Origin of the sequence: Rothia sp. HMSC071B01, assembly GCF_001808945.1 — a bacterium.
In the GTDB taxonomy this organism is placed as follows: domain Bacteria; phylum Actinomycetota; class Actinomycetes; order Actinomycetales; family Micrococcaceae; genus Rothia.
Window position 1 is genome coordinate 27,636 of the sequence record NZ_KV795070.1, and the last position, 533, is coordinate 28,168.

Here is a 533-nt window from a genome sequence, read left to right on the forward strand (position 1 = left end):
AGCAACCGGAGCGGGAGCTGCGGGAGCCTCAGCAGCTGCGGGAGCAGCCGGAGCAGCAGCGCCGGAACCGTCGCCAATGATAGCCAGAGCAGCGCCAACCTCGACGTCCTCGTCCTCGGGGACGAGAATCTGCTCAACAACGCCTGCTACGGGGGAGGGAACCTCGGTGTCAACCTTGTCGGTGGAAACCTCAACCAGGGGCTCGTCAACCTCAACCTGCTCGCCAACTTCCTTCAGCCAGCGGGTAACGGTGCCCTCGGTGACGGACTCGCCCAGTGCGGGCAGTACGACCTCGATGCCTGCAGCAGCAGCTGCGGGAGCAGCCTGAGCAGCAGCGGGTGCAGCGGGAGCCTCAGCAACCGGAGCGGGAGCTGCGGGAGCCTCAGCAACCGGAGCCGGAGCAGCGGGAGCAGCTGCAGCAGCAGCGTCGCCGATGATAGCCAGAACCTGGCCAACCTCTGCGTCCTCATCCTCGGGGATGCGGATCTCGAGCAGGGTACCTGCTACGGGGGAGGGAACCTCGGTGTCAACCT

The 533-nt window shown here is 66.4% G+C and carries 1 protein-coding gene; it reads right to left on the reverse strand.

All coding sequences use genetic code 11. From position 1 onward, the window contains the following. Nucleotides 1-533, reverse strand: a 533-nt coding sequence (locus tag HMPREF2527_RS09845) for a biotin/lipoyl-containing protein (protein ID WP_305793917.1), incomplete at both ends; no start/stop codon positions are given.